This is a genomic window from Borrelia hispanica CRI (assembly GCF_000500065.1).
GTDB classification, from domain to species: Bacteria; Spirochaetota; Spirochaetia; order Borreliales; family Borreliaceae; genus Borrelia; species Borrelia hispanica.
The window spans coordinates 1-26,280 of sequence record NZ_AYOU01000159.1; the positions used below are offsets into that span (position 1 = coordinate 1).

At 26.8% G+C, this 26,280-nt stretch carries 18 protein-coding genes and 1 pseudogene; 10 read left to right on the forward strand and 9 right to left on the reverse strand.

Annotation, left to right across the window (positions count from 1 at the left end):
• The 5 genes and pseudogenes from U880_RS10925 to U880_RS0106430 all read left to right on the forward strand — a co-directional run.
• Nucleotides 1–807, forward strand: a pseudogene (locus U880_RS10925) (hypothetical protein); the annotation flags it as partial.
• A 246-nt stretch (nucleotides 808–1,053) separates the two neighbouring features.
• Nucleotides 1,054–1,752 (forward strand): coiled-coil domain-containing protein, encoded by a 699-nt coding sequence (locus U880_RS0106415; RefSeq protein WP_024655232.1) that lies wholly within the window; start codon nucleotides 1,054–1,056, stop codon nucleotides 1,750–1,752.
• A gap of 189 nt (nucleotides 1,753–1,941) precedes the next feature.
• Nucleotides 1,942–3,075 (forward strand): RNA-guided endonuclease TnpB family protein, encoded by a 1,134-nt coding sequence (locus tag U880_RS0106420; RefSeq protein ID WP_024655233.1) that lies wholly within the window; start codon nucleotides 1,942–1,944, stop codon nucleotides 3,073–3,075.
• Nucleotides 3,076–3,396: 321 nt separating this feature from the next.
• Nucleotides 3,397–4,389: a hypothetical protein gene (locus U880_RS0106425; protein WP_235048025.1), complete on the forward strand. Its 993-nt coding sequence runs from the start codon at nucleotides 3,397–3,399 to the stop codon at nucleotides 4,387–4,389.
• A 254-nt stretch (nucleotides 4,390–4,643) separates the two neighbouring features.
• A complete protein-coding gene (locus tag U880_RS0106430) occupies nucleotides 4,644–6,680 on the forward strand; it encodes a hypothetical protein (protein WP_235048026.1) in 2,037 nt (678 codons plus the stop codon).
• Between the two features lie 247 nt (nucleotides 6,681–6,927).
• Here U880_RS0106430 and U880_RS0106435 read toward each other — a convergent pair whose 3' ends face one another.
• From U880_RS0106435 to U880_RS10345, 8 genes are all read right to left on the reverse strand, one after another.
• Nucleotides 6,928–8,016 carry a hypothetical protein gene (locus U880_RS0106435; protein WP_024655236.1) on the reverse strand — a complete coding sequence of 363 codons (1,089 nt, stop codon included), beginning with the start codon at nucleotides 8,014–8,016 and terminating at the stop codon, nucleotides 6,928–6,930.
• Between the two features lie 160 nt (nucleotides 8,017–8,176).
• Complete coding sequence (locus U880_RS0106440) at nucleotides 8,177–9,727, reverse strand: hypothetical protein (protein ID WP_024655237.1); 1,551 nt, start codon at nucleotides 9,725–9,727, stop codon at nucleotides 8,177–8,179.
• 145 nt (nucleotides 9,728–9,872) lie between these two features.
• Nucleotides 9,873–11,291, reverse strand: a complete 1,419-nt coding sequence (locus U880_RS0106445; protein ID WP_024655238.1) for a BTA121 domain-containing protein surface lipoprotein — start codon at nucleotides 11,289–11,291, stop codon at nucleotides 9,873–9,875.
• 160 nt (nucleotides 11,292–11,451) lie between these two features.
• Nucleotides 11,452–12,867, reverse strand: a complete 1,416-nt coding sequence (locus U880_RS0106450; RefSeq protein WP_024655239.1) for a BTA121 domain-containing protein surface lipoprotein — start codon at nucleotides 12,865–12,867, stop codon at nucleotides 11,452–11,454.
• Between the two features lie 10 nt (nucleotides 12,868–12,877).
• Nucleotides 12,878–14,674: a BTA121 domain-containing protein surface lipoprotein gene (locus tag U880_RS0106455; RefSeq protein WP_024655240.1), complete on the reverse strand. Its 1,797-nt coding sequence runs from the start codon at nucleotides 14,672–14,674 to the stop codon at nucleotides 12,878–12,880.
• A gap of 204 nt (nucleotides 14,675–14,878) precedes the next feature.
• Nucleotides 14,879–16,681, reverse strand: a complete 1,803-nt coding sequence (locus U880_RS0106460) for a BTA121 domain-containing protein surface lipoprotein (RefSeq protein ID WP_024655241.1) — start codon at nucleotides 16,679–16,681, stop codon at nucleotides 14,879–14,881.
• 182 nt (nucleotides 16,682–16,863) lie between these two features.
• Nucleotides 16,864–17,883 (reverse strand): BTA121 domain-containing protein surface lipoprotein, encoded by a 1,020-nt coding sequence (locus tag U880_RS0106465; RefSeq protein WP_024655242.1) that lies wholly within the window; start codon nucleotides 17,881–17,883, stop codon nucleotides 16,864–16,866.
• A gap of 179 nt (nucleotides 17,884–18,062) precedes the next feature.
• Nucleotides 18,063–19,259 (reverse strand): BTA121 domain-containing protein surface lipoprotein, encoded by a 1,197-nt coding sequence (locus U880_RS10345; protein ID WP_024655243.1) that lies wholly within the window; start codon nucleotides 19,257–19,259, stop codon nucleotides 18,063–18,065.
• 354 nt (nucleotides 19,260–19,613) lie between these two features.
• Between U880_RS10345 and U880_RS0106475 the strand changes: the two genes are divergently transcribed.
• On the forward strand, nucleotides 19,614–20,747 hold the full coding sequence (locus U880_RS0106475) for an RNA-guided endonuclease TnpB family protein (protein WP_024655244.1): 1,134 nt from the start codon (nucleotides 19,614–19,616) through the stop codon (nucleotides 20,745–20,747).
• A 183-nt stretch (nucleotides 20,748–20,930) separates the two neighbouring features.
• Here the strand turns inward: U880_RS0106475 and U880_RS0106480 are convergent, their stop codons facing one another.
• The gene (locus U880_RS0106480; RefSeq protein ID WP_024655245.1) at nucleotides 20,931–21,920 is read right to left on the reverse strand and encodes a hypothetical protein; all 990 of its coding nucleotides are present in this window, start codon (nucleotides 21,918–21,920) and stop codon (nucleotides 20,931–20,933) included.
• A gap of 296 nt (nucleotides 21,921–22,216) precedes the next feature.
• Here U880_RS0106480 and U880_RS0106485 point away from each other — a divergent pair, with 296 nt between their 5' ends.
• The 4 genes from U880_RS0106485 (at nucleotide 22,217) to U880_RS0106500 (ending at nucleotide 26,186) form a co-directional block, all read left to right on the forward strand.
• Nucleotides 22,217–23,497 carry a hypothetical protein gene (locus U880_RS0106485; RefSeq protein WP_024655246.1) on the forward strand — a complete coding sequence of 427 codons (1,281 nt, stop codon included), beginning with the start codon at nucleotides 22,217–22,219 and terminating at the stop codon, nucleotides 23,495–23,497.
• Between the two features lie 271 nt (nucleotides 23,498–23,768).
• Nucleotides 23,769–24,980: an anti-CBASS protein Acb1 family protein gene (locus tag U880_RS0106490; RefSeq protein ID WP_038359570.1), complete on the forward strand. Its 1,212-nt coding sequence runs from the start codon at nucleotides 23,769–23,771 to the stop codon at nucleotides 24,978–24,980.
• Complete coding sequence (locus tag U880_RS0106495) at nucleotides 24,977–25,537, forward strand: DUF1357 family protein (RefSeq protein WP_024655248.1); 561 nt, start codon at nucleotides 24,977–24,979, stop codon at nucleotides 25,535–25,537. The genes U880_RS0106490 and U880_RS0106495 overlap by 4 nt, the downstream gene beginning before the upstream one ends.
• Nucleotides 25,538–25,592: 55 nt before the next feature.
• The gene (locus tag U880_RS0106500; RefSeq protein ID WP_024655249.1) at nucleotides 25,593–26,186 is read left to right on the forward strand and encodes a DUF228 domain-containing protein; all 594 of its coding nucleotides are present in this window, start codon (nucleotides 25,593–25,595) and stop codon (nucleotides 26,184–26,186) included.
• Nucleotides 26,187–26,280: the final 94 nt, after the last annotated feature.

The following is a 26,280-nucleotide window of genomic DNA, read 5'->3' on the forward strand; positions in this document are numbered from 1 at the left end:
ATCAAAGAGGTTGAAGAGAGACGTGATCAAGATTTGAAAGAATTAGAAAAACAAAGTGAAATTGCAATTATGCGTCTTGAAGAAGAATTTGATAACGAAATTTCAATGAGAAAAGAGAAATTAAATCAGCTTGATGAGCAGTATAATAAGGAGATCGCGTTCTTGAAACAGGCTCAAAGTAAAGGACAAATATCTGGAGAGGAATTTCAAAGACGCATTAGGACATTAGAGAATGAGCATCAATCTAAAAAACAACAAGAGACCCAAGGAATAACTAATGCAGAAACTTCTAAGAAGGTTGAATTAGAACGTAAACGCAAACTTAAAGATTTAGAAGCAGAACGTATCAAAGCACAAGCTGAGGTTGACAAGGTTAAGGTGTCTAATTGGTCTTGGAATCAAGCTCGTGATTTAGATCGTGCTAATACAGTCTTAGAAGAAATCTTGAAAAGAATATCGAAAGTTAAGTCGGCAAATTCTGTTGAAGAAATTAAACTTGCAAATAAAGGTGCTAGATTTATGACGACAAGGTCAACGTTTATTCCTGGTTCAGGACTTATTACTAGTGAATTTGGTCAAAATGAGCTTGTAAGAGTAACACCAGCACCAATTGATCAAAATTTGAGAAATTTTGAAGCAAGAATCATCGCAGAAGAAATTAATAGAATACAAAAAAGTGAAGGAAGTAATAAGGGACACGTAATTATCAATAATTATAATTTCAATGGTGATGTTTTGGATGCTGATAAACTTGTTCGAATGTTAAAAGAGAAGGAGCATGCAATTGGTTTTAGAATGTCGGAATAGAAAAAATAAAAAATATTTTCAACAATCGATTTTATCTATTGATTTTTTTGGAAAAAGATGTATAATATAAATTGTATTTATAGTAATGTAATTTATTATTTTTACTATTAATACACCCTTGAATAAGATCAATAACTTTTGTTGTTGGTCTTATTCTTTTTTAAGTGTCTACAATTATAGTAATTCAAGCTTATTATGTTACAATTAATTAGAATGTAAAGAGTTAGGGAGTAATAGAGGTTTGATATGGATGTTGCTGTAACAAAGGAACAATTAATTGATGATAATCCAATAAATAAGAGTTCAATTAAATCTGAGAGAGTTAAAAAAGATTATCATAATATACCATTTGATGGTCAGATTATAAGTTATTATGTTCTTGAAGAGAAGTTTGATCTTCTTCAAGATAGAATGATGGATAATTTTCATTATTTGGATGATAAGATAAATATTCTTAAGATTGATTTAAGTGATAAGATAGATTCTGTTAAGAATGATTTAAATGCAAAGATAGATAAACTAGATGCAAAGATAGATTCTGTTAAGAATGATTTAAATGCAAAGATAGATAAACTAGATGCAAAGATAGATTCTGTTAAGAATGATTTAAATGCAAAGATAGATTCTGTTAAGAATGATTTAAATGCAAAGATAGATGGAGTTGAGAGTAGACTTAATGCTAGAATGGATAAACTAGATGCTAGAATGGATAAACTAGATGCTAGAATGGATAAACTAGATGCTAGAATGGATAAATTAGATGAAAAGATAGAGGCTGTTAAGAGTGATGTAGGACAAATTAATTCTAGATTAACTTTTATTGAAAGTAAGTTAGGATTTAAGGGCCAATTGGTTTCGTCTTTGACAGTTATTGCTACACTTGCTGTTTCATATTTTGTAGTACAAATGTTTGTGACTTTAGGAAAGTATTTAGGAATTTCATAGTATGTGATACTTTTAATAAAAGTCATAATTTTTTTGATATTAATACTTCAATATTAATCTTGATTAAGTACTAATCTTTGGTTCTCTTTTATCAAAAAATTAAAAAGAATACTCCACCTATAATTTCTATGAAATTTAGGTGGAGATGAATTTGCAACGCAAGTTAAATATTATAAAATAACAAAACATATGGGTGCTAATAAAGCTTATAAGTACAGAATATATCCTAACACTAATCAAAAGAAATACTTTTCAAAAGTATTTGGATGCGTAAGATTTTTGTATAACAAAATGTTAAGTGATAAGAAAGACTATTATGAAAAGAATAAGAAAAGTATTAGCGTTAATCCAAGTAATTATAAAAATGAATTTCCATTTTTAAAGGAAGTTGATAGTTTAGCTCTTTGTAGCGCATGGATTGATTTAAATTTTGCGTATAGTAATTTTTTTAGAGAAATTAAAAAAGGAAATAGAACACAAGGATTTCCTAAATATAAAAGTAAGAAAAATAGACAAACCTTTAGAACTAATAATCAAAAAAACTCAATAAGAATAGAAAATGATTATATAAAGCTACCTAAAATAGGATTTGTAAAATTGGCTCTACATAGGAAAATTAAAAGCAATGAAGTTATTAAAAATGTAGTAGTAGAAAAAGATACTGATGATAAATATTACATTTCAGTAGCAGTTGAGTGCTTAGATGTTAAAAATAACGATAAAACTAAATTCAATAAAAAAGAGATAGTTGGTATTGATATGAGTATGAGGCATTTTCTAGTAAGTAGTGAAGGTGAGAAAATCAATCATCCTAAATATTTACTAAAAAATGAACGTAAACTTAAGAAATGCCAAAGAAAACTATCAAAAAAACAAAAGGGCTCTAGGAATAGAGCTAAATCTAGATTAAGAGTTGCCAAGTTGCATAGGAAAATTTCAAATCAAAGAAAAGATTTTTTACATAAATTATCTTATTATTTTGTAGCTAATTATAAAAATATAGTAATAGAAAGCCTATCAATTAAAAGTATGCAAAAAGGAATGTTTGGCAAAAGTGTTAATGATTTAGGATGGCATGAGTTTGTAAGACAATTATCGTATAAATCAGAGTGGTACGGAGCCTATTTACATAAAGTTGATAGATATTTTCCATCAAGCAAGCTATGCAACAATTGCGGTATTAAAAATACAACTCTAAAATTAAGTGATATTAGGTGGAGTTGTAGGAGTTGTAACACTTTGCACGATAGAGATATAAATGCAGCTCTAAATCTTAAAGCTTATTATTATAAGGAAATAAAAGCTAAGGCAGGAACTGCCTGAAGTAAAGCTTGTGGACTATGCTCTAGTGGATGACCGTTCTTATAGAACCTAAAAAGCTATCATGGGATGAAACAAGAAGCTATTTCTATAATCTTTGATTTAGAAATAGCAGTTCACAATCTATATTTAAAATATGTTGAACTTTTGGTTTTGATCGAATTACACAATAGCTGTTGATATATTATCCATTTTAGTTTTTGTAAATTTTTTATTTTTAGTTTTATTTTGATTTTATTGTTATAAACTTTTCTTATTTACAAGCTAATTTTTAACTTTGGATTATAGAAAAATGTGAAATTACAAATTTATTTGGAGGTAAAAATGGGATTTATTAATAAGATTGGTATTTTAAATATTTTTATATTTTTAAATGTTTTGCCATTTAGTTATCAATTTTGTGGTGCTATGGTATTAGGTGATTTTTCTCCTAATAATAAAATCTGTGATTTAATTGGTTCTGTTTTTAAAAGTGCAACAACTACTGGTGCAGATAGTATGGTGATATCGTCTGTTATCAATTTTGGCTTTAAAATTAAAGAGGCAATTTATTATTTGGGTAGTGATGATGTTGCAGAAGTAATTTTAGGTGTTGGTGTTAATACGAATAGAGAAGTTGTGGGTTCTGATATTTTAGGTATGCAAGATGAAAATGGTACTTTTAATTTTAAAGATTCTGGAACAAATATTGATGAAGTTATTATTGAGAAGAGTAATTTTACTGATAATCAAAATTTAGATGTAATGCAAGATTCTAATGGTTTTGAGCCTGGACTTGTTAAGGAAACGCAGAATAATACTATTTTGGATGCAAAAGATCCTTCTCTCAGCAAGGATTTAAGTGATGATGCAAATGATACCGATGAGAGTTTTAGGAATATATCTGATAATATTGTTAAATTTAGTAGTAGAGTTGATAAATTTTTGGGTTGGATGAGAGATGATTCTGTTAAGTGGAAAGAGCTGATAACATTGATGCAAAAATTTTATAATAGAAAGAGACAAGAAATTAGAAAGAAAATGGCAGGTTGGCATTTAAGAGAACCTTTTTTTGTAGATCAAAATAAAGGTACAGTACATCTTTGTGATAGTTATGTTGTAGATATGAAAGGTGATAATGTTAAAATCTTTTTAGATGATTATTCTGAAGAAAATTCTAGTGATTGGAGTTGGGCTTGTATTAGATTCTTTGCAAGAGAATTTTTATTTGCATTAACTACATTTGGTAATAATTATGATAAGATTTATGAACATTTGAAAAATTTTTTTGAAGGAAGTATTTTAGAGAGTACATTAAAAGATTCTTTTAAAAAATAAGATTATTGATGTGGGTTATTGTAAATCCTGCTTTTGATACTTAGGTTGATTATATAGTGTTATTATTTTAAAAATTGATATTTGTCATTTAAAGGGTTATCTTTAAGTTTATAAAAATTTTAAGATAATCCTTTTATTATTTATTTTCCTTGTTTTAAGGTATCTAATGATTTTTGAGAGAATTGCTTTGTAAATTTCATTTATTGCTGTATATTTTTATTTCAATGTCTATAAATCTTTTAAGGAGGTTAGATATGAGGCATTTTGGTATTATTGTTTTATGTTTAAGTATCTCTATATTTGGTTGTAAATTTTATGATATTGGAGATCAAAAATCATTATGGAATGATAATACTGGGCGTGCTCAAGATGTTAGGGATTTTTTTTCATCTGATGTTGGCAAAATGAATAGTGATATTGTTGGTATGAAATTTGATGATAAGAGGGCAAATAGAGGTGATATAGGTAAGGTGCAAGATAGTTCTCTTAATGGAGTTGTTGGAAAAAGTAAAGGGGATGATAAGAAGGAAAAGGTAGATGAAAATGCGGAAGGGAGAGTAGCTGGTAATCAAGATGTATCACCAGTAGCTGATGGTCAAAAAAGAGATGAACAAAAGGGTTCTGATGAGCAAGTAGCATCAGTTGGTGAACAGCAAAAAGTGAATGTTGAGCAAAAAATACAAGATGGTAATCAAGGTGTAGAAGCTAGAGAAGAAGGTAAAGAAGTATTAAGTAGTGAAGGTCAAAATTTAAATGGTGCTGATAATAGTTCTGTTGATAGTTCTGATAGTAGCGGTTCTAATGGTGAATCTGGTGGTGGTGTTGGTTCTGGTACTTTATTGGGAAGTGCTGATGTGCAAGGTTCAGAAGTTGTTTCTAGTGAACAGCAAAATCAGGTACAAGAACAAATTCAACCTCAGACGCAAAGTCAGAATGATTTAACTGCTGATTTGGGAACTGATGCTCTAGAAACTAATGCTTTAGAAAAATTAAGTTTAAGTAGTGCAGAAGATGGGTCTAGAAAGGTGTTATCTGTAAGTACGCCTGAAGTTACATCTAATTTGGGTCTTCAAGATAATTCTATATCTATTGATAATGTTAAGGATAAACATGAAGATGTTAAAGATGTTAATTTGGATTCTTCTTTAATAGATAATAAAGTAACAGAAGGTATTGTATCTGGTGGGAGTTTATATCCTAATTTGGTTTCTCAGTCTAGTATGCTTGATAGTAATATGGTTGAGCAGGAGAGAAAGGTTAATGTTCCTACGTCTAATATTCCTGTTGTTAAGGAGAGTAAGTCTGTTGTGTCTTTGGCACAAACATCAGATTCTAAGGTACGAGATATAGAAGTTAAAAAAGAACAAGTTTCAACTTCTAAAACACCAACTTCTAAAACACAAGTTGTAAAAACACAAAGTAATGTTAAAGCCGATAGTAATTCTAAGGTTGCAGATGAATCTTTGGGTAAATCTGTTTCAGTATCAGGAAATAAAGTTGTTGATAATGTTGTTGATGGAATTGTTCATGGAATTGGCGATGGAGTTGGAGCTGTTATTAGTAAAGCAGATACTTTAGTGACAGCTGCTGTACAAGGTGCAGAAGCTGCTATTGGTGCTATTCACGATGCTGGAACTTTTGTTATAGATACTCTTCAAAATATGGGTTCTAGTATGCTTGTTGGCATTGATCCTAGTTCTTATGTTTCAAATTCAGGAAATGGCATGTATTTGGGTTTAACTTCTAGTGAATCACAGGCACTTGCTCGTTTAGAGGAATATTTAAAGAGTGCTATTAAAGTTAATGGAAGAAAAGAGGAGCAGAGTAAATTAGAAGATGGTCATAAAAAGTTATTTGATTGGTTAAAGAAAAATGATTCTAATTTTTTAAAACGAAAAGAATTGGTACGAGCTATTGAGGAAATATATCAGTTTATTAGAGATAGAAGTTCTTATTCTTTTGAGCTTCGAAATTGGGCTGAAAATATTATTTGGGATATGAGAGCGAGAAATATTATTTTTGATATTAATATTGAAGATCAGTTAAATAACGATGAGATTGATATTTTAATAAGAAATACTCTTAGATCTGATAAATATAGAGGAACTATTGTAAGTTTGTTATTTCAGGCACTAGCCGATACTCTTTATGATAGTGTTGGGGATAATTATAAATCTGAATCACAGATATTTGAAGATTTAAAAGATGCATTTTCTGATAGTTCTCCTAAAGGAGCAAATGTTAGAGAATTAAAGTCTATAATTGAGTCTAGGACACAAATTGTGGATTAATATTTAAGATTGTATATTATTATAATTGATAAGCATATAATAAAAATTTACCCTGTAATATAAGGATTTGCCTAAAATTTTAATATTAGGTAGGTTCTTATCTTTATTTATTCTATTTTATTTGAAATTAAATGAGAATCTCCATCTTATATAACTAAATGGAGATTTTATTTTCGTATTATATTTATTAAATCTTCTAAAAGTTGCTTAAGAGCAAATTGTTAGTAGTTTTGTTTTATATTTAAAGTTATGGATTAGTTGTACCATCTTTTTGATCCTGTGGATTTTGTGTTGCAGGTTGTGAATTTTTAATCTTTTCTGCTTGATCTTTAATTTTTTGCAATTCGTCATTAGGGTTGGTATTTGCAATAGATTTTTGTATCTCATCAAAAGGCTTTTGAATAAAAATAGAGTTGTGAAATATAGCTAAATAATTGTTAACATAAGCAATTTTTCTTTGAGATTCTATTTGTTCTGCTTTTTTCTTATCTTGGATTTGTGTTTCGAGTATCTTTATCTCTGCGTAAAGTTCCATTGCTTTTGCAAGATGTTTTACCATTTCTCTAGTTTTCTGTAGCTTGATATGTGCTAGAAATTGAATAAATTTTTCATTTGGATAATAATAATAAACAGTCGTTTTGAAAAGACCTTCTAACAGCATTAACGCTGTCTTTTCCTTGAAAGTTAGATTTTGTATTATGTCTTTTACAACAGTTATAAAAAGGTATAATTGGTCTTGTATTTCTTTGATATTATTAGCTGATATTTTTTTAATATCATGTCTTATGGCATCATTAGATGAATTTTCAACAATAGCTTTTGCAATCTCTTTCTGGTAATTATTTATTTTGCTTGTTACTTGAGTTTCGAGATTTTTTATTGTTTTCTGGGTCCACAACTGTGAGTGAAAATAATTATCTTTTATCTTGTTAATTTGATTAATTTGATAGTCTATGTTTTTTTTGATTTTTAATATTTTTATTATATTTTTAAGCATTGTCTCAATTTGTTTTTGATCTAAATCTTTGGTCAATTCATTAATTTTTGCCTCTGCATCAATTTTGCGACCTTGACTTGTATCTTGATTTAAGGCTTCTTTTATAAAATTTAATGCTTCCTCAATGTCTTGAGGCTCTATAGTATCAATGTTTATAACATAATTAGGTTGTTGGGGTTGTGATATAATCGTTCTTCTCTCTTTTGGAGTTCCTTCGAATTCTGTTAGAGTTGACATTAAATTTTCCTTGGTATTGGTACTAGTAGTTTGTGGACTTGTTTGTGTTTTACAGCTTATTAAAAAGCATAAAGCCATAAATATTTTTAGTGTTTTTTGCATAAATATTCTCCGTTATAAATATCGTTAAATTTTTTGAATGTGTTTTATGGTATATCACAATTAGGAATATATAACAATATTTATATTTAAATAATTTATATTATTTCTAATTTATAACTTAACTTAAAAAGTTTATTTAAATTTACTTTTGCATTAAAAGTTATCTATTTCTTTCATGCTGAAAAAATTGCTCTTTGTGAACTTGGTTTGCTTGATTGAATGTTTCTTTAATTTTGTGGAAATGGACATTTTGAAAGTTTTGTTTAATAGTATCTAAAGGAAGTGTACCATTACCAAAAGCTGTTCTCATTGATTGTTCTAGATCCTTGAAGGCTTTTTGTAGAGCAGATTTTAATTTGGATTTTTGTGAAGTACTTGTACTCTTAGAAGTTATTATAGTTACTGTATAGTTTATCATATTAAATTCTTCTGTAAAATGTGTAAGCAGGTATTTAGCTTTGTCTAAATGTATATTTAATATAAATCTGTTAAATGTATCATGTGTGTAAGTGTTTCCTTCCGGAAAAATTTCTTTTAAGTAGGTTATTGCATTATAATATTTATCATAATCTCCAGGAAGATGTGCTTTTATTCTATTTTGAACATCAATAGCTCGTTTTATTTCATCTTTTATTTCTGTAATGTTTGTGATAGGTATGTTTTGAATGTTGATTTTTGCAATGTCAAAAGACTCATGATTAGCAGCTATTTTGATAGCTATTTTGTAATTATTTATTTCTTCTTTGATGCGATCTTTTGATTCATTTATCTGGTATGTATCGTCATATAATATATTGATGTTGGTTTTTAAATTTTCTATCTCTTCTAATGCTTTTACAGTATTTACTACCATTTCTTTAATTTGTTGCTCTCCTAAATAGTTTATAAATTTATTAATTTGAGTATTTGTATAGATTTTATTTATGTCTATGATTGTATCTTGTAGTGCTGTTGCAGTATTTACTACCATTTCTTTAATTTGTGGCTCTCTTAGAGATTTTATACATTTATTCATTCTATTATATATATAGGTTGTGTTATATTCAGTTCTATTTGTATTTTGTAGAGTTTCTGTTATAAACTTTAATGCCTCTCTTTCTTTGGGATCTAGATTGTTTTTTATAGCTTCTGCATTCGTGTTGATAATTTCATTTTGAGCATCAACAGCTTGTTTTGCTTCATCTTTGATTTTTATAATTTTAGTGATAGGTATATTTTGGATGTTGATTTTTGCAATGTCAAAAGAGTCATGATCAGCAGCTATTTTAATAGCTATTTTGTAATTATTTATTTCTTCTTCTAATTTGTCATTTAATTTTTTTGTTAATGACATTTTGATAGGTGTTGCCATATTGTCATAATCATCATTTAGTATTTTGATATTGTCTTTTATGTTTTTTTTGATTTCTAATAGTTTGATAATGTTTGTAACCATTTCATTAATTTGTTGTGAGTTAAAATGTATTATAAACTCATTAATTCTTTCATCTGTATAAATTTTGATATTGTTGGCTATAGTATTGTTTGTTAAGACATTTATTAAAAAAATTAATGCTTCATTTACATCAAGATTAAGTTTTTTTGTTGTTGCTTTAGCTTTTGTGTTTAGCATCATTGAATCGGAGTTAGTTATATTATCTGGTTTATTTCCTTGTGTATTACAGCTTATAAGTAAACATAAAATAACTAGTGACTTTAACCATTTTTGCATGAATATCTTTTCTTCTCAATCTTATTTGTGTGTAACACATTTACCATAATATCATAGATGAACAAACATTCCAAATTTATAGAGTGACGATATAAGACAATTGTTTATTTTATTGAAACAAAGAATATTGATTTTTAAGTATTTGTTATGGAGATTGATTTTTGAGTATTTGTTTTGCGTGAGCTTTTATTTCTTCAAATTTGTGAAAATGGATATTTTTGAAGTTTTGTTTAATAGTATCTAAAGGAAGTGTACCATTGCCAAAAGCTATTCTCATTGATTGTTGTAGATCGTTGAAGACTTTTTGTAGAGCAAATTTTAATTTAGATCTTTGTGAAGTATTTTTAATATGGCGAATTAGATTTTCTGTATCGTCTATATTATTAAATTCTTTTGTAAAATGTGTAATCAGGTATTTAGCTTTATCTACGTGTATATTTAATATAAATCTGTTAAATGTATCATATGTGTAAGCGTTTCCTTCTGAAAAAATTTCCTTTAAGTAAAATATTGCATCTTCATATTGCCAATCAGGGCCAGGAAGATGTGCTGTTATTGTATTTTGAACATCAATAGCGCGTTTTGTTTCATCTTTTATTTCTGTAATGTTGGTGATAGGTAAGTTTTGAATATTGATTTTTACAGTATTAAAAGACTCATGATTAGCAGCTCTTTTAATAGCTATTTTGTAATTATTTATTTCTTCTTCTAATTTGTGAGATAATTCATAAGAGTGATTTTTCTGGCTCATATGGACAATCATTTTAATATTTATTATTGCCTTTTCTTTTGCGTCTAATGCTTTTACAGTATTTGCGACCATTTCTTTAATTTGTTGCTCTCTTAAATGGTTTATAAATTTAGCAAGTTTATTACGTGTATAGATTGTGTTATTTGTGTTTATAGTTGTATCTTCTAGTGTTGTTTCTATAAACCATAATGCATTTCTTACTTTGGGATCTAGATCGTTTCTTATAATTTGTGCATTTGTGATCAGTGTAATTTCATTTTTTAAATCAACAGCGCTTTTTGATTCATCTTTGATTTCTATAATTTTAGTGATAGGTATGTTTTGAATGTTGATTTTTGCAACATCAAAAGAGTCATAATCAGCAGCTCTTTTAATAGCTATTGTGTAATTGTTTATTTCTTCTTCTAATTTGTCATTTAATTGATTTATTAATGATATTTTGGTATGTGTTGGCATATGGTTATCATCATTTAGTATTTTGATATTGTCTTTTATAATTTTTTTGCTTTCTAGTACTTTTATTATATTTTTAGTCATTTCGTTCATTTGTTGTGGGGTAAGATACAGTATAAATGCATTAATTTTTTCATTTGTATAAATTTTGATATTGTTGGCTATAGTATTGTCTGTTAAAACATTTATTAAAAAAATTAATGCTTCATTTGCATCAAAATTGAGTTTTTTTGTTGTTGTTTTGGCTTTTATGTTTAGCATCATTGAACTGAAGTTAGTTATATTGGTTGGTTTATTTCCTTGTGTATTACAGCTTATAAGTGAACATAAAATAATTATTGACTTTAACCATTTTTGCATGAATATCTTTTCTTCTCAATCTTATTGTGTGTAACACATTTCATTATGGTATCATAGATGAGCAAACACTTCAAATTTATTTATTTATTTATTAGAGATTGACGATATAGGGTAATTATTTATTTTATTGAAACAAATAATATTGCTTTTTAAGCATTTGTTATGGAGATTGATTTTTGAGTATTTGTTCTGCTTGAGCTTTTATTTCTACAAATTTGTGAAAAGAGATATTTTTAAAGTTTTGTTTAATAGTGTCCAAAGGAATTGTACCGTTGCTAAAAGCTGTTCTCATTGATTTTTGTAGATCTTTGTGGGCTTCTTGTAGATCATCATTTAATTTAGATTTTTGTGAAGTATCATTAATATAACTTATAACATTGTTTTCTGTATTGGATATGTTGAAAAATTCTTTTGCAAGATGTGTAAGCATATCTTTAGTTTTATCTAAACCTATATTTAATATAAAGCTGTTAAACTTATCATATGTGTAATCATTTCCTTCTGGCAAAATTTTGGTTAAATAAATTAATGCATATGCATACTTTTCATTATTGTCAGGAAGATATGCTGTTATTGTATTTTGAACATCAACAGCTCGTTTTGCTTCATCTTTTATTTCTATAATCTTGGTGATAGGTGTGTTTTGAATGTTGATTTTTGCAATATCAAAAGATTCGTGATCAGCAGCTTTTCTAATAGCTATTTTATAATTATTTATTTCTTCTTCTAATTGCTTACTTAATTCAGCTTTCTGTTGTTTATAGTCATGTAGTATTTTGATGTTGGCTTTTGCATTTTCTATCTCTTCTAATACTTTTACAGTATTTGCGACCATTTCTTTAATTTGTTGCTCTTTTAAATAGTTTATAAATTTATTAATTTGAGTATCTGTATAGATTGTGTTATTTGTGTTTATAGTTGTATCTTTTAGAGTTTTTGTTATAAGCTTTAATGCTTCTTTTGCGCTAGGATCTAACTTTGCTTTTATAGCTTTTGCATTCGTGTTGATAATTTCATTTTGAGCATCAACAGCCCTTTTTGCTTCATCTTTTATTTCTATAATATTAGTGATAGGTATATTTTGAATATTGATTTTTGAAATATCAAAAGACTCATGATCAGCAGCTATTCTAATAGCTATTTTGTAATTATTTATTTCTTCTTCTAATTTGTCATTTAATTTTTTTGTTAATGACATTTTGAGATTTGCTGGTATATTGTTATTATTATCATTTATTATTTTGATATTGTCTTTTATATTTTTTTTGATTTTTAATACTTTTATAATGTTTGTAACCATTTCATTAATTTGTTGTGAGTTAAAATGTATTATAAACTCATTAATTCTTTCATCTGTATAAGTTTTGATATTGTTGGCTATAGTATTGTCTGTTAAGACATTTATTAAAAAAATTAATGCTTCATTTGCATCAAAATTGAGTTTTTTTGTTGTTGTTTTGGCTTTTATGTTTAGCATCATTGAACTGAAGTTAGTTATATTGGTTGGTTTATTTCCTTGTGTATTACAGCTTATAAGTGAACATAAAATAACTGTTATTTTAATCATTTTTTTCATCAATATCTTTTTATAATTTTTTTGCTTGGGCATGGATTTCTGTAAATTTGTGAAAATGGACATTTTTAAAGTTTTGTTTAATAGTGTCCAAAGGAAGTGTACCGTTACCAAAAGCTATTCTAATTGATTTTTGTAAATCTTTTAGGGCTTCTTGTAGATCATCATTTAATTTAGATTTTTTTACAGTATCCTTAATATGAGTAATTATTCCTTTTATATTTTCTATCTTAGAAAATTCTTTTGAAAGATGTGTAATGAGGTATTTAGCTTTATCTACATGTATATTTAATATAAATTTGTTAAATGTATCATGTGTGTGAGTGTTTCTTTCTGGAAAAATTTCTTTTAAGTAAGTTATTACATAATAATATCCCCAATAATTGCCAGGAAGATTTTTTATTATATTTTGAACATCAACAGCTCGTTTTGATTCATCTTTGATTTCTATAATCTTGGTGATAGGTGTGTTTTGAATATTGATTTTCGCAACATCAAAGGAGTCATAATCAGCAGCTCTTCTGATAGCTATTTTGTAATTATTTATTGCTTCTTTGAGTCGATCTCTTGATTCATTTGCATAGTGTTTATCGTAATATAATATATCGATGTTATTTTTTGAATTTTCTATCTCTTCTAATGCTTTTACAGTATTTGCGACCATTTCTTTAATTTGTTGCTCTCCTAAATAGTTTATAAATTTATTAATTTTATTATCTGTATAAGTTGTGTTATATTCAGCTCTATTTATATCTTGTAGAGTTTCTGTTATAAACTTTAATGCCTCTCTTTCTTTGGGATCTAGATTGGCTTTTATATCTCCTGTATGCATGTTGATCATAATTGAATTTTGATTTTCAATAGCCTGTTTTGCTTTGCTTTTAATTTTTGAAAATTTACTAGGGACTATGTTTTTAATTTTTTGTTTAATATCATCAAAGGAGAGTGTATTATTGCTAACAGTTTTAATAAGTAAGTTTTGTAAATTTGTGTCTGCATCGTCTATTTCATTATTAAGTTCAGTTTTTGTTATATCAGAATGTATTTGAGAAATGTAGTTTAATACGTCTTGTTTGTTGATAAGTTCTTCTGTTATGTTTGTAAGCATGTCTCTAGTTTCATCTAGGTTTAGGTATAATATAAGTTTATTAAAATTGTCATGTTGATCAGTAGTGTTTTCTTTTGTTAAGTGGTATTGTAAGTAATGAAATGCATTTTGTTCATGATTACTAGGGAGATGTGCTGCTATTGTATTTTGAACATTAACAGTTTGTTTTACTTTATCTTTTATTTCTATAATATTAGTGATAGGTATATTTTGGATGTTGATTTTTGCAATGTCAAAAGAGTCATGATCAGCAGCTATTTTAATAGCTATTTTGTAATTATTTATTTCTTCTTCTAATTTGTCATTTAATTTTTTTGTTAATGACATTTTGATAGGTGTTGCCATATTGTCATAATCATCATTTAGTATTTTGATATTGTCTTTTATGTTTTTTTTGATTTCTAATAGTTTGATAATGTTTGTAACCATTTCATTAATTTGTTGTGAGTTAAAATGTATTATAAACTCATTAATTCTTTCATCTGTATAAATTTTGATATTATTGGCTACAGTATTGTCTGTTAAAACATTTATTAAAAAAATTAATGCTTCATTTGCATCAAGATTAAGTTTTTCTTTTGTTTTAGTTTTTGAGTTTAGCATCATTGAATTGAAGTGAGTTTTATTAGATGGTTTATTTCCTTGTGTATTACAGCTTATAAGTGAACATAAAATAACTATTGACTTTAACCATTTTTGCATAAATATTCTCTCATCTTTAAAATTTATTTTATTATATACTATACCAAAGTTTATTTAAAATTTGGTTGAATATAAATTTAATTAGATAATTAAAATCCCCATTTTATATAATCATGTGGGGATTTTAATTTTACATTGTGCCAATTGGATATGCTTATAGATTTGCTTTTGGCAATTTTAAGCATATTTATCAGATAGTATGTGTTATCCAGATTGACTTCTATAAATTTGGAGTGCTTGCTCATCGATCTTTTTAAATCTATCAAAAGAAATTGCTTGGAGTTTGTGATTAATATTATTAAAAGAAGGCTTATTATTTTGAAAGATATTTCTAATTGACTTTTTTAAGACTTGATGGGCGTTTTCTAATTCAGTTTTTAACCTGTCTTTTTTGTTTCGATCTCTTATATGGTTAATATATATTTTTGTATATCCTATTGCTTTTATTTTTTTTGCAAAAGGTATAATTAGTTCTTTGGTTTTCTCTGGACCTATTTGCAATATAAATTGATTAAATTCATCATGTCTAGAATTGTTTTGTTCTGCTACGGCGTTTTTTAAGTAATTGAATGTATTTTGAGCATACTCATCATAAGGAGTTATATGATCTACTATTGTATTTTGAACTTCTGCAGCCCTTCTTATTTCTACAATATAAGTAATAGGTATGTTTTGGATATTAATTTTTGCAAGATCATAAGACATATAATTAGCAGCTTCTTTAATATCTTGTTGATAATTTTTTATTTCTTCATTTAATTGTTTGTTTAATTGAATTTTTTGTGGATTATTATCATTGATTCTTTGAATATTTATCTCTGCCTTTTCTATTTCTTCTAATGCTTTTACAACATTTTCTACCATTTCGCTAATTTGTTGTTCTCCTAAATATATTATCAAGTTATCAGTTTCTTCACTTGTATAAGTTTTTTGATATGGGTATATTTTTTCGTTTTGTAGGATGTCTATTATAAATTCTAATGCTCTTTTTTGTTGAGCATCTAGTAATTTTGTTATTGCAAATAGAGAGCCTTGATTATCTATGGCCTGTTTTGCTTTGTTTTTAATTGCTATAAAGTTATTAGGAGGAATTTTTTTAATGTTTTGTTTAGCAACATGGGGAGAAGGTATACAATAATTAAAGGCTATTTTAAGTAAGTCTTTGAAATTTTTGTCAATGTTTTCTATTTCATTGTTTAAGTTAGTTTTTTGTGTAGTATCATTAATTTGAGCAATATAATTTATTGCATTTATTTTGTGTGTCAGTTCCATTACAATATTTGTAAGCATGTCTTTAATTTCATCTAGAACAAGATTTGATATTAAGCAATTAAATTGCTTGTGTGTATAAGCATTGTTTTCTGTTAAAGCATTTCGCAAGTAGCGTAATGCATTTTTATGATCGCTATTGAGGGCATTTTCTTTTGTTTGAGCATCTATGGCTTGTGTTGCTTCATTTTGTATGTTTATTATTCCAATAATATCAATAGTTGCGTTTTGAGTGTCGTCTTTTGTAATATCAAAAGATTTGTAATTAACAGCATTTTTAATAATGACTTTATGTTTATTTATTTCTTTTTCCAATCGATTTTTTAATTCAGTTTTATGTGGATTATTGTCGTTAATTTCTTGAATTTTGATTTCTGCGTTTTTGATGGCTTTTAATACTTGGTTAATATTTCCTACCATTTCTTTAATTTTTGGTGTTCCTAAATATATTATCATGTCATTAATTTTTTGATCTGTATGAATTTCAATGTTTTTGGCTATGGTATCATCTTGTAAAATATCTATCATAAAATCTAATGTTTCATTTTCTTCAATAGTTAGATGTTTTGTTATTTTTTGAGCTTCTGTATTTAGTATTGTTTTTGACTTTCTTTTTGTTCGTGTTGTTTGTATTAAATCCTGGTCATCTTTGTCTTTATCAAGAGTGGGAGTTTTAGTTTGTTGATTGCAGCTTGTGATTAAATAAGAAATAATTAGCAACAGTAGTAGTTTTTGCATAAATAAATATCCTCCTGTTTTTAAACGCATTTTATTTTGTGCGCAGTATCCAACAATATATAACATTATTTTTAATTTAAAATTTTAAAAAACTTATTTTGGTTAAATAAAAAACTTTAATTTTAATCTATAATCATAGCTAAAATTAAAGTTTGGAAAATTTTACACTTAAATAAATATATTTAAAAATCGATCTTAACGGAGCTATAATCGATTTTCATGGGGGTAGATGTTAATAGTCTGTTGAAAATTTTTTTTGCCTCAGTTTCTATTTGCTCAAATTCATCTAGATAAGAAACATTATTAATGTTTTGCTCAATAATATTAAAATCATCATGCTCAAAAGCTTCTCTTAGTGATTTTTTGAAATCTGTGTGAATTTTTGATAGTTGATTATTTAAGCTAGTTTTTTGTGTTTCATCTTTTATTATACCAGCTCTTCTTGCTGCACTTTCTGCATAGATAATATGTTTTCTAAGGTTTGTAAGTATGCTTGAGGTTTTGTTTACCCCTGTTTCTAATAAGAATTTATTAAATTTATCATATTTATCATACTTATCATATTCATTAATGTTTTCATTTATTATAGCTTTTATTAAGTAATTTAATGATCTATGTTCATACTCCTCAAGCTTTTTTATTATTTTTTCTTGAGTATCTACAGCTCGTTTTACTTTTTTTTGCATGTCTATAATTTCAGTAATAGGTGTGTTTTGAATATTGATTTTTGCAATATCAAAAAATTCTTGATTGGCAGCTCGTTTAAGGGCTATTTTGTAATTATTTATTTCATATTTTAATTGCTCAATTAATACATTTTTGTTTAGATTATTTACATTTATTTCTTGAATTTTGGCTTCTATATTTTTTATTATTTTTAATGCTAGTACAATATTTATAACCATATCTTTAATTTTTTTTGTTCCTAAATGTAGGATGAAATTATTAATTTCCTCATCTGTGTAGATGCTGATGTTTGGTTCTATAGTGTCATTATTTAGAATGTTTGTTAAAAAGATTAGTGCTTCCTGTGTGTCAAGAGGCAGTTGTTTTGTTATATTTGCAACTTCTTCATTGATTTTTGTTTGATCTTTTGCTGGTAGAGTTAATCTGGAATCTTTATTATTGGTATTTTGTCCTGCTTGTGGATTACAGCTCATTAGTAAGTATGAAATAATTGGTAAAAGTAATAATTTTTGCATAAATAAGTATCCTCCAGTTTTAAAATTATTTTTGTGTTTGATACTTGAAATATACATCAATATTTTTTTTAATAAAAAAAATATATCAAAAAAATTGATATATTTAAAATAATCTAATCAATTTTTTAAGTCTATAATGGTAATTACTATTAATTTAATAATAATAAATTTGTATTTTGTTATTTATATAATTGGTTTTTGATAGCACGTATTGCTTTCTGTTTTATTTTGTCAAATCCATCAAAAGAGATGTTTTTGATATTTTGTATAATAACATCAGGAGAAATTGTGCTGTTGCCAAAAGCTTCTAAAAGCAATCTTTTGTAATCTTTTTTGATTAATTCTAAGTAAGCAGCCAAACTATTTTTGACGTTTTTATCATTAATGAGTTTCTTAGTGTAGTATGTTGCAGCTTTTGCTTTATTAAATTCTTTTACAATATTTGTAAGCATATCTTTAACTTTATCTATTCCTAGATATAATATAAATTGATTAAATTGGTCATATGTATAATGTTTATTAGAGGTTTTGTGATTTATTTTTTGTAAAGGTTCTACTAAGGAAAATAATGTACAAAGTTCATTATCAGTTAGATTTAAAGATATCCCTTGAACATCAATAGCTCGTTTTGCTTCATTTTGTATATTTGTAATTTCAGTTAGATTAATAGATGTGTTTTGAATATTGGTCTTTATAGTATCGAAAGATTCTTGATTTGCAGCTCGTTTAAGGGTTATTTTATAATTATTTATTTCATCTTTTAATCTATTATTTAGTTCAGTTTTTTGTTTTTTATAATCATAGATCTTTTTTATATTGCTTTCTGTATTTTCTATAAATTTTAGTGCTTGTTGAATATTTGCAATCATTTTTTTAATTTGTTGTGGTTTTAAATATGTTATAAAATCATTAATTTCCTTATTAGTATAAGTTTTGTTATCTTTGACTATATTATTGTCTTTTAAAGTTTCTGTTAAAAAATTTAATGCTTCATTTTCTTTTGAATTTAGTTGTGCTATTAAATTTGATATAAAATCTGGTGTTGAAGATTGAGTGTCTGCAATTTGTTTTGCAGTGATCTTATGAATATTTTTGTTTGCAATATTTTGGTTATCAAATTTTTTTACAATATTTGTAAAAGTATATTTAGTTTTTTTTGGAGTTGTATTTAATATTAATTTATGAAATTGACTATTTGTATTATAAGTGTTGTTTGTTATTTGGTCTTTGTTTGTTGTTTGTGGTTTTGCTGTTGGTATTTGTGTTTGTTTTAAATGATAATCATTGTTGGATGTGGCAGTTTTTGTATTCTTTTGGGGATTATTACAGCTTATTAGTAAATATGAAATAATAAATAATATTAACCATTTTTGCATGATGCATCCTCGCTTTTAATTTATTTTATCATGTGTAGAAATATTCAAGATATATATAAATGTAAAATATAATTTATGTATTGTTTTTTAGTTTGATTTTTAAGTCGGGTAATCAAAAAGATTACAAATTTAAACAGTTGTTTGAGCAGTGTGATTTTCTTTTTTTAGACTTGATTAGTTTATTTAGAGTTTGTTTTAGATTTAATTAAATATGAATTAATATTAATCTCCATCGTATATTGATGGAGATTGTTTATCAAAAAATTAAAAAGAATACTCCACCTATAATTTCTATGAAATTTAGGTGGAGATGAATTTGCAACGCAAGTTAAATATTATAAAATAACAAAACATATGGGTGCTAATAAAGCTTATAAGTACAGAATATATCCTAACACTAATCAAAAGAAATACTTTTCAAAAGTATTTGGATGCGTAAGATTTTTGTATAACAAAATGTTAAGTGATAAGAAAGATTATTATGAAAAAAATAAGAAAAGTCTTAGTGTTAATCCAAGTAATTATAAAAATGAATTTCCATTCTTAAAGGAAGTTGATAGTTTGGCTCTTTGTAGCGCATGGATTGACTTAAATTCTGCGTATAGTAATTTTTTTAGAGAAATTAAAAAAGGAAATAGAACACAAGGATTTCCTAAATATAAAAGTAAGAAAAATAGACAAACCTTTAGAACTAATAATCAAAAAAACTCAATAAGAATAGAAAATGATTATATAAAGCTACCTAAAATAGGATTTGTAAAATTAGCTCTACATAGGAATATTAAAAGCAATGAACTTATTAAAAATGTAGTAGTAGAAAAAGATACTGATGATAAATATTATATTTCAGTAGCAGTTGAGTGCTTAGATGTTAAAAATAACGATAAAACTAAATGCAATAAAAAAGAGATAGTTGGTATTGATATGAGCATGAGGCATTTTTTAGTAAGTAGTGGGGGTGAGAAAATCAATCATCCCAAATGTTTACTAAAAAATGAACGTAAATTCAAGAAATGCCAAAGAAAACTATCAAAAAAACAAAAGGGCTCTAGGAATAGAGCTAAATCTAGATTAAGAGTTGCCAAGTTGCATAGGAAAATTTCAAATCAAAGAAAAGATTTTTTACATAAATTATCTTATTATTTTGTAGCTAATTATAAAAATATAGCAATAGAAAACTTATCAATTAAAGGCATGCAAAAAGGAATGTTTGGCAAAAGTGTTAATGATTTAGGATGGCATGAGTTTGTAAGACAATTATCATATAAATCAGAGTGGTCTAAATCTTATTTGCATAAAGTTGATAGATATTTTCCATCAAGCAAGCTATGCAACAATTGCGGTATTAAAAATACAACTCTGAAATTAAGTGATACTAGGTGGACTTGTAGCGGTTGTAATATTTTGCATGATAGAGATATAAATGCAGCTCTAAATCTTAAAGCTTATTATTATAAGGAAATAAAAACTAAGGCAGGAACTGCCTGAAGTAAAGCTTGTGGACTATGCTCTAGTGGATGACCGTTCTTGTAGAACCTAAAAAGCTATCATGGGATGAAACAAGAAGCTATTTCTATAATCTTTGATTTAGAAATAGCAGTTCACTTTAATTTTGTACTATATGTATAGCTTTGCTAAATCTTGCTAAGCATGATTTTTATTGGTTTTTATTCATTTGGTTTCTTTGTTTTGCTCTTTTAAAATATCTTCTGCCTGTTTTTGAAGTGCTTTAATTTTATCTAAGTCAGAAGGAAGTTGCATCAAATTTGCCTCAATTTGATCAAAGTCAAGATTGCCACTAGAAATAGCGTTTGCAATTGCTTGGCGTGAATATATAGCATGTAAGCATAGTTGCGTATATATTTTATTTTGTTGACTCTCATCAGTAATTTGTAAAATCGTTTTTTTTGCACTTGCTTCAGCTTTCATATCTATTGCCAATTTTGCAAATATGGCTTTTATTTTGTCTGCTTTCCTATCTAATATAAACTTGTTGAATTGGTCATATGTGCAAGCTTTTTGATGGTTTATTACATATATTAGTACTATATGATATGAAGCCCATGCATTTTTGTCGTCTTTTTTTGCTCTGTCGTACATTCTTTGAACCTCTAGAGCTCGGTTTACCTCATCATATATTTTTTTTATTTCATCATTATCGATAAGTGTGTTTTGGATATTAATTTTTGCAATATCAAAAGAATCTTGATTAGCAGCTTTTTTAATATCTTCTGCATATTTATTTATTATTTCATCTAGTCGTTCATTTAGCTCTTGTCTGTGGGAGAAATACCTAACTTTTTTAAATCTGTGATATGTCTCTTTTTTTTCTTTTGATACTTTTGTATTTGTTTCTTTTAATATTTTTATAATATTTGCAATCATCTCTCTAATTTGTTTTGCATCCAAATGTATTATAAAGTCATTAATTTGTTTGATTGTGTAAGCTTTGTGGTCCTTAGCTATTTTTTTATTGTATAAAGCATTGATTACAAACATTAATGCTTCATTCTCTTCAGGATTTAGTTTTTGTATTATTTTTTGAGCTTCTTGATTAAATGTTATTTCTGATTCTATATTAACCTCAACCCTTTGTCTTGTTTTAAGATCGCAGTTTGTTAATAAGCATAAAATAATAAATATTTGTAATAATTTTTGCATAAACATTCTCCATTTATTTAAACGTATTTTTAAAAACTAACATAATTAAAGGAATATAACAATATTGTTTTAATTATATTGGAATAAAAATATAAATATTTTTATCTGTCTTTGTTATTGGAATTAATTAAAATGTAGAGCATGTTTGGGTGAGGTAAACGGTTTCAAAATAATTGTTATAGGAGATTGCTTACAATCATTTTTTATATATTTATTATTTAAATTTTAATTTATTGGTGTATATTTGTTAGACTTGTTATTTAAAAATTTATTTAACTTATGTAAGGAGGAAAATAATGAAGGTTCATAAAATTTTTATTACTCTCTTAATCATCTTATCATTTGGTTGTGATTTGACTGGACTTCTTGGTGAAGATGCTGAAGGGAAAGATAGGTTGCAAACTATTATTGAAGGTGCAGAACGTTTCTTGGGTGATCTTGTCGAGGAACATGTTGAATATGAATATTATTATGTTGATGATCAGGGTAATTATTTTGATGAACATGGTAATGTTGTTGTTCTAAAGGAAGATGGTACTTTTGTTTATAAAGATAAAGATGTTGTTATTGGTGCTGAAGGTAAAGGCTCAATTTCTGTTAATGTTGATAGAGATGGTAAGATTGGTGTTTCTGTTGATGGTGAGGCAATGGTTGTTGATCTTGATGGTGCTAAGAAGTTGGTTGCTGATGTTAAGGCAGAGGTTTTTGGTAAGCCAGGTGAGGTGCAAGGAGATTTAGTTGCTAAGGTATCAGAGGTTGTTGCTAAGGGTTCAGACTTTAAATCTTTGGTTGCTAAATTAGAAGGAGATGTTAAGGGTGACATTAAACAAATAGTTGCTGCTCCTGTTGTGAAAACCAGAAAACCTGTTTCTGTTTTTGCTAAGCAAAATACATATAAAAAGCCTACAAATTATTCTGGACAAAAAATGAGTAGTGCGCCACGTACTAAAGTTTACTGTCAATCTTATACTCTTCGTCCAGGAGAGAGAGCTACAAAAGTGTATATTTCTGATGATGAGAGAAAGATGTTTAATTTTGTAGAAAAACATCTTAAAGATGTTATTGCGCTTATAGATAAAAATTCCTATTCTAGTGGACTTAAAAGCCGTCAAGATTATAAAGATAAAATTAAAACAAAATATGAAAAATTAATGCGTATGTCAAAAGAAGATACTATTGCTGGTGATATGAGAATACTGGAACTTGGACGCGCTGTGAAAAAATTTTATGACTTTATGAAAGACAATGCTGCAAATTCTGCAGAAGTTAAATCTTTAATTGAGCTTGGCGTAAAAGATAAAAGTGATATTTTAGAGAAAGCCGGAATTAAATTTTCTAGTGATATTAAAAATTATGATCATGTTGCAGCTTTGATTGATCTTGCTCTTTGTGATAAGAGTTATTCTAGTTCTATAAGAGTATTCTTTGAAAATGTGGCAGATACTTTGTGGTACCATAATTATGCTTCTGATGAGGTTACACTTATGCAAGAGTTAATATGGGATATGGAATCCAAATTTCACTCTTCTAATAGTCCTGATTTGGCTCAACTAAAACAAGGTATTCTTTCAAGATAATAAATAAGAGCAGTTATTTTATTTATTGTTTAGATTTATAAAATATTTATGAATTTAATTACTTACCTTAAGACCCAAAGGTCTTAAGGTAAATTTATTTATACATTTTGATAATGTTTATTACTGATATAAAGTTTATTTTAAATTTTATTTTAAATCTTAAATAAATTAAGATTTAAAGAATAGATATATGTGTATAATTATTTATAAAATTGATTGATATTTTTGATATTTAATTTACAAAGTTAAATATTGATGATATAATTAATTTATGATATTTAAAAAAACTATGAATGATTTTGAACATGCTTTATTTAAAAGATATGCAATAGATCCATTAAAGCTTTATAAATATTCGTTATTCTTTAGGAATTATATAGAAAATTCAGCAGAAGATGCATTGAAGTGTGGAATTAAATTAGAATCTTTGAAAGATTCTCTTGATTATAGTAGTTTGCAATTTTTAAATTTAGAACTCTCAAATGCACTTCTTGAGGCAATTATAAGTTATAGATTTAATGGTGCTGGATATATTTTAATTAGACCTAAAGATTTGTATGAAGATTTAAGTAAAAGTGTTAATGATGAATTGCCATTTGGATTTAAGTATTTAGATTATAATCGAATAAAAGATGATCACAATAGTGATTATTTAAAGTATTTTCAAGATGATGGTACTTTTATTATTGTGCATAAAAGTAGAGTTATAATTTATGAGAATTTTGATTATGTATTGAGTGAGCATACACCAGTCTACACTCAAAGTTTACTTTTAGATATTTGCTTGTTAGAACAGATATATACAGAAATAGAAAAACGTATTGGGCAATATAATTTTTTATTTTACAAGGATGAACAATTGGTTGGTCTTATGGATGCTTTACAGGATGCTAAGAATCAGATAAGTCATTTTAGTAGTAAGGGCAGAGGTTTATTTTCTACATTTTTTAAAAATGATGATAATCAAAAAAATTTGGAAACAGTCGATTTTGAGCTTAGTCGTGTTATTGAGCGATTAAAGAGTGGATTGAGTAATGATGGAGTATTTTATAGTGCTGATGAGGGAGCAAGTTTGCAGGTTATAAAATATGATCTCTCATTTTTAAAGGATGCATTTGAACTTGTAAAAGCAAAAATAGGTGCTGATAGCAAAGAACCATTGACTAGAAATTTTAATGAGCAGGTAAAGGGCTTGGGGAGTGATGGTAAGGGAGATAGGACTAACTATATTGACTTTTTACATACCGTTCAGGAAGCAGTAGCACTCTCAGTTAATATTAAGCTTAATAAGTATTACAGGCTTAATATGTGTTTTAATGATCTAATTGTACTTAGTGATAAAGAAAGATTGGAAGAAGATATGATGTTTCTTGATGTTTATTCTAAGTATCTAGATATTGTAAGATCAAATTCTTTAAGTGATGATGAGATAGAAGTATTAAATAGTAAATTACATTTTAATTTTAGGAGGTTTAGTAAATGATAAAGGCTTCTGGTGTTAATCTAAAAGATGACCTTGAAGATGGTGATAAAAATGTTGATGTAAATCAAGATTTAAATATTGATAATAAACTTAATAATAAATTTGAGCATAATATCAATAATGATATTAATAATAATGAATTGTTAACTAGAGCTGTTTGGATTACTAGGCTTGCTGATGATAACTTGAGTTTAAGTTATAATACAAAAGAACTTATTAATTCAGGCCATGCACTTGGTGAGGTTTTAGATATTCAAGTGTGTGAACTCATTAAAAAGTATGTTGATGAGAAGCAAATATTGGCAGTTGCAGGTAGTCTTGATGTTTTAAATTTAAATAGTCAAATTAAAGATATATTGCTAAGGCTTGCAAGTGTAAATATTGATTCATTTAAAAATAGTAATAATTCATATGGTCTTATGACTTTTACTAAAGGCAATGTTCAGGAGGTGTTAAATTTAAGAAATACAAGTCATACAATAAAAGATTATAAAGATTTAAGACAGGCAATGCTTAATGAGTGGATGCAAATTAGGCAAGATTTTTATAATGTTTAAATCTTTAAGTTAATTTAATTTAAGTTTGGTATAAATTTAAAATAGGAGAGTATTTATGGCAGATAAGAGTGCATTAGAGGCCAGTGTAGAGAGACTTACTAGGGAAAAAGATAGACTTGAGAGTGAACTTGCATCTTTAAAATTGGGCAAGCAATCAGAAGTTTTAAAGCGACTAAAAGATCATACCACATATCCAGCAGTTTTTGATAGGGAGGTTCAGTTTGGATCTCGAGATATTTATTTTGCTCATAGAGGGGGCTTGCAGTATTCTTTGGCAGATAAATTTGAAAATTATCAGGATATTGGGTTTTGCTATAAACGTGGAGTTAAGCTTGTTGTTCAAAATGGTATGTCGACTTGCGTGACACGTGGTGGTGGAAATGATCTTTATGGAATTTGCATAGATTATGATGATTTGACACGAACAGCAACAGTCATCTCAATTGCAAATAGTTTTGAATGTATTTTGTTGTCAGATATGAATGTTAAGGCTGGTGATAAATTGGTTTTTGATGATATGGGAGTACTTTCAAAGGTAAAGACCAATGGTACTTATATGCAAGCTTTGGCTTTAAGTGATGCTTTAGAGTTTAAAGATAAGTCAGGATTTTATGGTGCAAAGGTAATGCTTATCAATAAGCCTTTGTAAACAAATAATATGGTAATTTAAATAGTAATTGAATTAATAATTCAATTTTAAAAATAAATTTGAAAAAATTAGTTAAAATTAAGGAGATATTAAA

Bases quoted from the DNA above. Each gene is read 5' to 3' on its own strand.
- U880_RS0106415 (WP_024655232.1), top strand. From the start codon at position 1,054: ATGGATGTTGCTGTAACAAAGGAACAATTAATTGATGATAATCCAATA.
- U880_RS0106420 (WP_024655233.1), top strand. From the start codon at position 1,942: ATGGGTGCTAATAAAGCTTATAAGTACAGAATATATCCTAACACTAAT.
- U880_RS0106425 (WP_235048025.1), top strand. From the start codon at position 3,397: ATGGGATTTATTAATAAGATTGGTATTTTAAATATTTTTATATTTTTA.
- U880_RS0106430 (WP_235048026.1), top strand. From the start codon at position 4,644: ATGAGGCATTTTGGTATTATTGTTTTATGTTTAAGTATCTCTATATTT.
- U880_RS0106435 (WP_024655236.1), bottom strand. From the start codon at position 8,016: ATGCAAAAAACACTAAAAATATTTATGGCTTTATGCTTTTTAATAAGC.
- U880_RS0106440 (WP_024655237.1), bottom strand. From the start codon at position 9,727: ATGCAAAAATGGTTAAAGTCACTAGTTATTTTATGTTTACTTATAAGC.
- U880_RS0106445 (WP_024655238.1), bottom strand. From the start codon at position 11,291: ATGCAAAAATGGTTAAAGTCAATAATTATTTTATGTTCACTTATAAGC.
- U880_RS0106450 (WP_024655239.1), bottom strand. From the start codon at position 12,867: ATGAAAAAAATGATTAAAATAACAGTTATTTTATGTTCACTTATAAGC.
- U880_RS0106455 (WP_024655240.1), bottom strand. From the start codon at position 14,674: ATGCAAAAATGGTTAAAGTCAATAGTTATTTTATGTTCACTTATAAGC.
- U880_RS0106460 (WP_024655241.1), bottom strand. From the start codon at position 16,681: ATGCAAAAACTACTACTGTTGCTAATTATTTCTTATTTAATCACAAGC.
- U880_RS0106465 (WP_024655242.1), bottom strand. From the start codon at position 17,883: ATGCAAAAATTATTACTTTTACCAATTATTTCATACTTACTAATGAGC.
- U880_RS10345 (WP_024655243.1), bottom strand. From the start codon at position 19,259: ATGCAAAAATGGTTAATATTATTTATTATTTCATATTTACTAATAAGC.
- U880_RS0106475 (WP_024655244.1), top strand. From the start codon at position 19,614: ATGGGTGCTAATAAAGCTTATAAGTACAGAATATATCCTAACACTAAT.
- U880_RS0106480 (WP_024655245.1), bottom strand. From the start codon at position 21,920: ATGCAAAAATTATTACAAATATTTATTATTTTATGCTTATTAACAAAC.
- U880_RS0106485 (WP_024655246.1), top strand. From the start codon at position 22,217: ATGAAGGTTCATAAAATTTTTATTACTCTCTTAATCATCTTATCATTT.
- U880_RS0106490 (WP_038359570.1), top strand. From the start codon at position 23,769: ATGATATTTAAAAAAACTATGAATGATTTTGAACATGCTTTATTTAAA.
- U880_RS0106495 (WP_024655248.1), top strand. From the start codon at position 24,977: ATGATAAAGGCTTCTGGTGTTAATCTAAAAGATGACCTTGAAGATGGT.
- U880_RS0106500 (WP_024655249.1), top strand. From the start codon at position 25,593: ATGGCAGATAAGAGTGCATTAGAGGCCAGTGTAGAGAGACTTACTAGG.